This window comes from Streptococcus hyointestinalis (assembly GCF_041225505.1).
GTDB lineage: Bacteria > Bacillota > Bacilli > Lactobacillales > Streptococcaceae > Streptococcus > Streptococcus hyointestinalis_B.
In genome coordinates this window covers 1-8,652 of record NZ_JBCLSK010000050.1, presented here as the reverse complement: position 1 = coordinate 8,652, position 8,652 = coordinate 1, and the positions used below count along the sequence as shown (strand labels likewise).

The 8,652-nt window shown below is 39.6% G+C and carries 4 protein-coding genes and 1 pseudogene; all 5 read left to right on the top strand.

From position 1 onward, the window contains the following. The first annotated feature begins 168 nt into the window (after nucleotides 1-168). On the top strand, nucleotides 169-4,065 hold the full coding sequence (locus AALA56_RS09165; RefSeq protein ID WP_440210895.1) for a PBECR4 domain-containing protein: 3,897 nt from the start codon (nucleotides 169-171) through the stop codon (nucleotides 4,063-4,065). A 276-nt stretch (nucleotides 4,066-4,341) separates the two neighbouring features. Beyond that, nucleotides 4,342-6,090 carry a type IA DNA topoisomerase gene (locus AALA56_RS09160; protein WP_369909744.1) on the top strand — a complete coding sequence of 583 codons (1,749 nt, stop codon included), beginning with the start codon at nucleotides 4,342-4,344 and terminating at the stop codon, nucleotides 6,088-6,090. A 1-nt stretch (nucleotide 6,091) separates the two neighbouring features. After that, on the top strand, nucleotides 6,092-7,924 hold the full coding sequence (locus AALA56_RS09155) for an AAA family ATPase (protein ID WP_369909746.1): 1,833 nt from the start codon (nucleotides 6,092-6,094) through the stop codon (nucleotides 7,922-7,924). A gap of 91 nt (nucleotides 7,925-8,015) precedes the next feature. Next, on the top strand, nucleotides 8,016-8,360 hold the full coding sequence (locus tag AALA56_RS09150) for a TrbC/VirB2 family protein (protein ID WP_164682909.1): 345 nt from the start codon (nucleotides 8,016-8,018) through the stop codon (nucleotides 8,358-8,360). Nucleotides 8,361-8,370: 10 nt separating this feature from the next. Next, nucleotides 8,371-8,652: pseudogene (locus tag AALA56_RS09145) on the top strand (hypothetical protein); the annotation flags it as partial.

Sequence of the window (8,652 nt, the reverse complement as noted above, 5' to 3'; positions counted from 1 at the left end):
GGTGAGATTCTCGGTGCGACTCTACAGGGGATTGAAGAAAACAGGGAGAAGTGGACCGAACGTGGTTATGCTAAAAAAATCATGCCAAACTCAGATGGTCTCACAGGTTTGCATGTGGATATTGGGCAACCTAACCGCCTCATCTTTGCGGAAAGTGCTATTGATTTGATGTCTTATTATGAGTTGCATAAAGATAGTTTGCAGGATGTCCGCTTGGTATCAATGGATGGTCTAAAAGAAGGTGTTATCGGACGACACTTAGCCCAACTCCAGTCAGAACTATCTGGGCGTCCATTAAACTGGAACTATGATCAACTCGCTGAAGGGTTACAGATAGCGATTGATAAAAACTTTTTCGTAGATGGAAAACACTCAGACTGGATCACTCTTGCGGTAGATAATGACGAAGGTGGTCAAAACTTTATCAGTTCTCTGAGGAAAAAAGGAGCTGTAGTGAACGAGGCGTTACCCGATTTACAACCAGGGCAAGTTAAAACGGACTGGAATGATTACCTCAAAGAAATGAAGAAGTCAAAAGAACAACCGCCAAAGGAAGAAACATTAACATCATTTGATAATTTATCAGAAGAGCTAATGTCCTCAAAGACAGCTGAACAAGAGTCTGATTTTGACGGTTTTACGACAGTATCAAGAATTATTATAGACGACAGGACTTGGAATAAGAGTGATCCTTCCAAGGAGATATCTGGTACAGTTGTGAAAGTAGACGTTTCAGAACAAAAGCCTGACGTTGAACAGCTAGTAGAAGAAAGTGAAGCTAAAGAAAAAGCGCCTGATGTTAATCAGACACAAGAAAAGTCCCTTGACAATAATCAAGAGACTAACACTGGGGGCGAATTATTCAATCGCAGTTCCAGTTTTTTAGGAGAGAACTCTCCAGGGACAGCACCGCAGCCCGTTGAGCCAGCTTCTCAACCTGATTTTCCTACCAATGTTCCCTTATATTTTAACATTGATAAGGATATAAAGTCAAATTTTAGGTTGCGTAAAGGCTATCATTATCCTAAAAATAAAGATGTTCGAAATATAAGTGCGTACGCAGAGGATATTCAAAAATCTGCTACTTGGTATTTAAATGAGCTAGCGGATACAACTGTTACCTATTTCTATAAAGATGGATTAAAGCAACAAGCTTTACAAGTTAAATTTGAAAAACGTCATTGGATGCACTTAACTGGTATTGCACCAGTATACAGTGAGAAATTAGATTCTGTATCAGAAACGTTTATTGATGAAATTTCTTCAGGGCATACCAGTTTTCAAAATGTTACGGTCGGTCCAGGTTACTTAGATAAAATTCAAATATTACCGATGCTATCAGAAGTTCTAGAAACGGATTCATTTGTGTTTGATGACTTATCTTCTATCGAAAAATTTGGTCGGCTAGATGCTGAGTCAACAATTCGGTCTGAGGATAAGAGTATCGTCCTTGCCTTTCAGACAGATAGTCAAGATGAGATGTTCCCCGCTTCCCTACTAAAACCAGGATTAGATTTAAATATCCAAATGGACACACTATCTCAAGAAAAAACGATTTTGGGTGTTTTAATTGAAAAAGATGGTGATATTAGAGTTCATCGTATCAATGCTAACTATATCAGGGATAATGGTGCAGAGATGGTAGAATTTCTAAATAGTCAACGCAGTAACGAAACACAGTGGACTCAGTCATTGCCTGAAAAACAAGTCAAGGAGTCAGAACCATCTGTAATGGACTCAAATGTAGAATTAGAGGTTTCAGCTGAAGATTTCACAAAAGTTTTGGATGCTGTCTACAACGTTGGTATTCCAGATGATTTAGCACGTGTTCCAGAAGAAGTCTTAGCTGCTTGGCAGAAATACCTTGAGGTATCAGAAGAAAATCAATGGGGCTTAGAACAAATGGTTGACTATGCAGATAAAAACAGTCTCTTAGTCAAAGATTCTGCCTTCTATAAAGAGTGGCAAGAGGACATGATCTATAAAAATGACTATCATGTTCGCTTACAGTTTGCTGAGAATTGGGATAATGGCGTTGAACTGCCTTTCCATACAGAACAACTGATTGATTACAAAACATTTGTCACAGGACTTTATGAAGCTAATCAAGCCCATTATCAACGTAGGCAAGAGAATCAGCTGCCTTACACTAAAACAGAGTTTGACATTTATGCTCCTGGCGGACAGCTCATCAAAGATAATGTCCACTACGCTATTGGTGATGAAACAAGACCTGTTTCTCAACTTATGGGGTTAGGCTATCGTAGGTTATCAGGCTATCAAGATTTAGCTGCGATAGATGACAGTGTCCTTTCTCAGCTGGAAAATCAAGAGCTAAATCAAGAAATTGCTGCTGAAGCTAATGAACATCTTTTAAATTCACAAGAAATACCTCAAGAAGATAGCCGTCCAAGGGAAACCTTCACTTCGCCTAAACAGGACATCAAAATGGGGCTAGCCCAACGAGTAGAGGAGATTATGGCAGAGGATGCTAAAAAGCAATTAGAAGTAGCTGCTCCTCGAGTTCAAGAATCCTTATCGATGGAAGGTGATTTGGTTGGAACTCCTCAAGCTGATGGTTCTGTTATTTATACTAATCGTGAGGAGTTTGGTCAAGGGTATCAGATAGAGCTAACGGTTTATAGTCCAGAAAAGGTTGATAATTTATCTGAGACGACAGCGCCTTGGACTATAGCACTACTCAGAGGAGAAGAAAACCTAGGCTATCTAGCTTACGGCAGCGATTGGGGCAATGGTTTTCAGATTGAAGAAGAGCTAGAGAAGCTTGTTGAAGCCATCAAGGCTAATAAATTGCCTAAAGAATTGTATAAGCAGGAAGAAGTGGATGCTTTTTTAGCTAACAGCACAGGGCAAGGAAAGCCTCAAGAAACTACAGTATCAGCTGAACCTTTTGACTATAACACAGCGTCAGCTTATGAGATTAGTGAACGAGCTTTTCAAAAAATCCGTGAGTACACACAATCACCTGAAGACTTGAAGGCGTACATGGACTTTATGAGTAAGTTTCTAAGGCTTTCGCCAAGAAATGTAGCTCTTATCCAAGAACAATGGCGTGGTGCTAATGCTGTTGCTACTTATAATCAATGGCAGGCTATGGGAGAAGTTCTAGACATTAAGCCAGAGGATGTCATTCCGACAAAGGCAATCTATACCAACAAGCGAACAGGTGAAACCAAAGAAGTTGTTCATCAAAACCTTTCTGTCAAAACAGGAGAAAAGTCAAAGATTACCCTCTTTAGACCAGTATTGGTTAAAATGATTCCCGTACTGGACGAAAATGGTAATCAACTCAAAAATGATAAAGGCAATCCTAAATTTAAAAAGCTTTCAGAGGCAACGCCGCAAGAAAAGCAGTGGGTAAAAGAAGGCAAATTGCCTGTTCGCCAATTTCAGGAAAGAGATTTCAAAACAGGTCAACCACGATATACAACGTATAAGGTCTTTGAACTATCACAAACCACTCTAAAACCAGAAAGCTACCCTAAAGCAATGCCAAACCGTCATTATAACTTTAATATGGATAAGGTTAAGACAAAAGAAGTGTTAGAGGGACTTTGTGATTATGCTGACAGTATTGGTGTGACTATAATGAAAGATAAAGCCCATGTTCTCGACAATAGAAAAGGTGCCTTTTATCCAGAAGAACAGCTTATTCTTATCAATCCACACAACACGCCTGGAGAAAAAATTGCGACTACTATTCATGAGTTAGCGCATGCGACACTTCATAACCCAAAAATGGTAGAGCAATACAAAGAATTGCCTAGAGGGCAAAGGGAGTTTGAAGCGGAAATGACAAGTCATTTACTATCAAAACACTTTGGGCTAGATACTTCTGAAAAAGCGATCAAGTACATGGCAGCTTGGACAGATAATCTAAAAGCGCTAGACGATAAGCAACTCGCTAACTCTTTGGGACGTGTACATAAGACTGTTTCCAAAATGTTAAAGCAAGTGGAAAGCCATACCAAGCCGTATCAAGGCAAAAGTAGAGGGCATGCGCAAAATTTTTCTAGAACCCCTAACAAGGGGATAAGTCGTTAAGATTAAAGGCACTCTTGTGTGAGAGTGCTTTTAATTGTACACAAAATAGTACAAAAAGTTATATAACAATTTTTAATATAAAATACTAGACCTGGTAGCTACTGATTTCAGAAATGACATCTACTAATGGCTCTACTGATACGACCTCGTAAATTCCACTTTTATTAGAAGAGCTTTTCTACGTTTGCTGCTTCATCAGTGCTAGCTTGTCCCCTTACAGCAAGAATTGTCAATATCTCTTAGACTAAAGTTAACTAATGAAAGGAGAAAGATTATATGGTAACAGTTATTCTAGCTGAAAAAGAAACACAAGCTGTCGCTTACGCAGATTGTCTAGGTTCAGCTAGTAAAAAGGGAAAGGTACATATTGTGAAGCAAACACCTTACTTTCCAGATGAAGTTCATGTGATTGCTGCGGATGGTCATTTATTTGAGTATGGTTTACCAAAAGATAATTGGGATTTAGAAAAACTACCTCTAGTTGATGTCTCATTTAAACAGACGCTAAAACAAGACAAAACCTCTAAAGAAACCTTTAAACAGATTTATCAAGAGGTGGTGGCAGCCTCTCAAGTTATTATCGGTACAGACTCAGACAGAGAAGGGGAGCGTATTGCCTACTCCATTCTATCTCATATTCCAGAAGGAAAAGACAAAGTGTATAAGCGTCTATGGGTTAATTCTATGACGACACATGCTCTTCAAAAAGCTTTTCAAAACTTGAGAGAACCAATAGAGACCTACAACTATTATTTGGAGGCAGAGGCACGTGCACAGTCAGACTGGCTTGTTGGGATGAACTTATCTCCACTGGTCACCCTAGAGCTTCAAAAGAAGGGGCGACTGGCGAAGGGAAAAGGCAATAGTTTATCAGTAGGTCGTGTTCAAACGCCTGGGGTGCGCTTGATTTGTGAGAATGACCTCGCTATCCAGAATTTCAGACCTCAAACATACTGGAAATTGCAGTTAGAAGATAAAGCGACAGAGACGACATTTTCTCATAAGGATAAGTATTTAGACAGTGATATGATTTTAGCGACTTCACGACAACTAGAGCCACTTTCTACCGTTTCTTCAGTTGAAATTAAGGAACATCAAGAAGCAGCTCCTGCCTTATTCAACTTGTCTGACCTTCAAGGCTTAGCTTCTAAACAATGGGGATTTTCTCCTGCTAAGACAGAAAGTATAGTAGAGAGTCTCCATCTCAAAAAATACTTATCTTATCCTAGAACTGACACTCGATTTATTACGGAGGAAGAATTTGGTTATCTTAAAACTTATCTAAAGAGTTACCAAGATGTTGTGAATTGCGCATTTGAGCCTGTTTATTTAGAACCAAGGGAAAATTATGTAGATCCTGAAAAAGTAGCTAAAACAAGTCACTACGCTCTTATTCCGACAGAAAATATTCCTAATTTAGTGACTCTAAAACCAGATGAACGTCTTATTTATGAAGCGGTTGTCCGTCGAACCCTCTTAATGTTTGCGGCTGATTGTCGCTACAATACGACAACAGTTGCGATAGAAAATCAAGGATTGATTTTTAAGGCAAGAGGGCGACACATGATTGATTTAGGCTGGGCAGGTTTCAGCCAACAAAAGTTAAAGGGAAATGTTGAGCTTCCTGACTATCGTGTAGGTGATCAACTGGAAACAAAGACACTTATTATTGAAGGGGTGACAAAACCACCTAAGCGAATAACAGAAAGTCAATTTATCAGTGTCCTCTTACCTAAATATGGTCTAGGGACACAAGCTACAAGAGCTGCAATGCTTAAAACGATTCAAGACCGAGGCTATATCACTAAAGATAAAAAAACAGGACAGCTTTTTCCAACAAATAAAGCTTATCTCTTGATTCATTATCTCTATGATAATGAGTTTGCTAGCCCTGAAACGACAGGCGGCTGGGAACTGTTCCTCTCTCAAATTGGAGATGGAGAGATTAACCCCCGAGAATTTGTGGATGCGATTAAAGAGAAACTAGCCACTCAAATTGAAACGGCAAAAGAAAGGAGTGATTAACGTGCTAGATGAGCTTAAAACCCCATTTCTTGATAAGTACACAGATAATCTAACGGCTAAAGTTGCTAAAAAAGCAGATGACTACCAGGTTTATGGACGTGATAAGGAAGTTCAGGCAGTGATTATCTCCCTTCTCAGACGAACCAAAAATAACCCAATATTAGTAGGTGAAGCAGGTGTTGGAAAGACAGCTATTGTCGAAGGACTAACACTTGCCATTCTACGAGAAGAAGTTCCTGACGACTTAAAAGGTTTAACGGTTCGCTCTTTGGAGCTTTCCAGCTTGATGAGTGAAGAAGATGGTGGTTTTATTGCTAAGTTCAAGAAAATCATTGAGGAGATGGTCGCTACTCGTGGTCAAAATCTCCTCTTTGTAGACGAGTTTCATACCGTTGTTGGCGCTGGTAGTGAAAACGGTCAAGCGCTTGACGCAGGAAATGTCATCAAGCCTGTATTAGCTCGTGGTGATATTCAACTGATTGGAGCCACTACTTTAGATGAGTTTCACGATTATATTGAAACAGATAGGGCGTTAGAACGTCGTATGCAGCCTATCATGGTAGAAGAACCGACAATTCCACAAGCTATAACGATTATAGAGCAAGCAAAAGGTATTTATGAGGACTTTCATAATGTTCTGATTAGTTCAGAAGCCGTTGCTCAGGCGGTTCGTCTATCTGTTCGCTACATTACTGACCGTTTTCTTCCAGACAAGGCGTTTGATTTAATTGATGAGGCTGCAACCATTGCTTCAGCTGATGAAAAAAGAACTGTCACAGAGGAAGATATTGCCCAAGTCTTGAAAGACCGTACTGGTATTCCAGTGACCACAATTTTAAAGGGGGAGCAAGAGCGTTTAGAGGGCTTCAAAGACAAACTGATGAAGCGTGTTAAAGGGCAAGAAGAAGCGATTGAAGCGGTTGTAGATGCAGTGACGATTGCTCAGGCAGGCTTACAAGATGAAAATAAGCCTATCTCATCTTTTCTCTTTCTCGGACCGACTGGTGTTGGTAAGACAGAGCTGTCAAAGGCTGTCGCAGAAGCTCTTTTTGACGATGAAGATGCCATGATTCGTTTTGATATGTCAGAATACAAGCAAAAAGAAGATGTGACAAAACTGATTGGTGACCGTGCGACACGAACAAAAGGGCAATTAACAGAAGGGGTTAAACAGAAGCCTTACAGTGTTTTATTGCTAGATGAAATTGAAAAAGCGCATAACGAGGTTATGGATCTCTTTCTGCAGGTGTTAGATGATGGACGCTTAACGGATAGTTCAGGGCGTTTAATCAGTTTTAAAAATACTATTGTGATCATGACCACGAATATTGGGGCTAAAAAAATCATTAACAAATGGGAGCTAAAAGGCAATTTTCATAGCTTAACTGACCGAGAACGCCAACAATTTGAAAAATCAATGGATAGTGAACTTCAAAATGAATTTCGTCCAGAGTTCCTTAATCGGATTGAAAATAAAATTATCTTCAATCTCTTAGAGCGAGATGTTATTGAGACCATTGCAGAGAAAAACTTATCTGAAATTGCAGAGAGAATGAAGCGCCAAAATTTAACCCTTTCTTACGATTCTAGTCTAATCCAGTATCTATCGGATGTTGGAACAGATGTAAAAAATGGGGCACGTCCCTTGGAGCGTTTAATTAAGCGAAAAGTGTTAGCACCTATCTCTGCCAAAAGCTTAGCTTTAGACAAGAGTAAACAGACATATCATGTTCATTTGTGGGTTGAGGGAGACGTTCCAGACAGCCAACACCGCAAAGATTTAAGGCAAGTTCAGCTGAAAATCGAGGGAGAAATAGATGCCCTTTTCAGTTGAAAAAAAGTTTTTCCTGTGACTTGTCCCCTTACTGCACAGATTTTCATTATCCCTTACACTAATAATGTCAATAAAAAATAAGGAGGTTTCTATGAACACATTGACACATTATGTAAGTAAAGTAAGAGCCAAAAGTAAAGGTTACTTGCTTAGCTTGTCCCTTTTTCTATCAGGTATCCTGACAAACTCAGTCTATGCAGACGATCCGTTTGCGAAAACAGAAGCGTTATCGCAACAAGGTATTTCTAAAGTTCAAGGTATTGGAATTGTCACTTTAGGATTTGCCGTCGTTGTAACAGGTCTGATTTACGGTTTTGGTGGACGTGAAATCAAAGCTGCTATCAAAAAGCACTGGGTGGCCATTGCAGTAGCCATTATTGCCGTTTCTGCTGGCCCAAGCATTGTCGAATGGGGCTTTAACTTCGTGAAAGGTTAAGGTGGCTATCATGGCATTTAACCCTTTTAAAAAGAGTAATAAATGCGTGATAACAGATGATTTATTTCTTGAAATCACTTGGGAAGATGGCAAATCTCCAGATGATGATAGTGAGCTTCTCGGTATTATCGAGGGGATTGATCAGCAGTATTTGGATACTTTTCCACATTCAATTGAGGAATCTTTACCGTACTTGACTTTCTTTCAGGCGGAGCACCTTTTTCAAACCTTACGAGATGCTTACGGTCAACTTCAACTGAAACAAGTTGCCATCTGTCATCTCGAAGGAAAA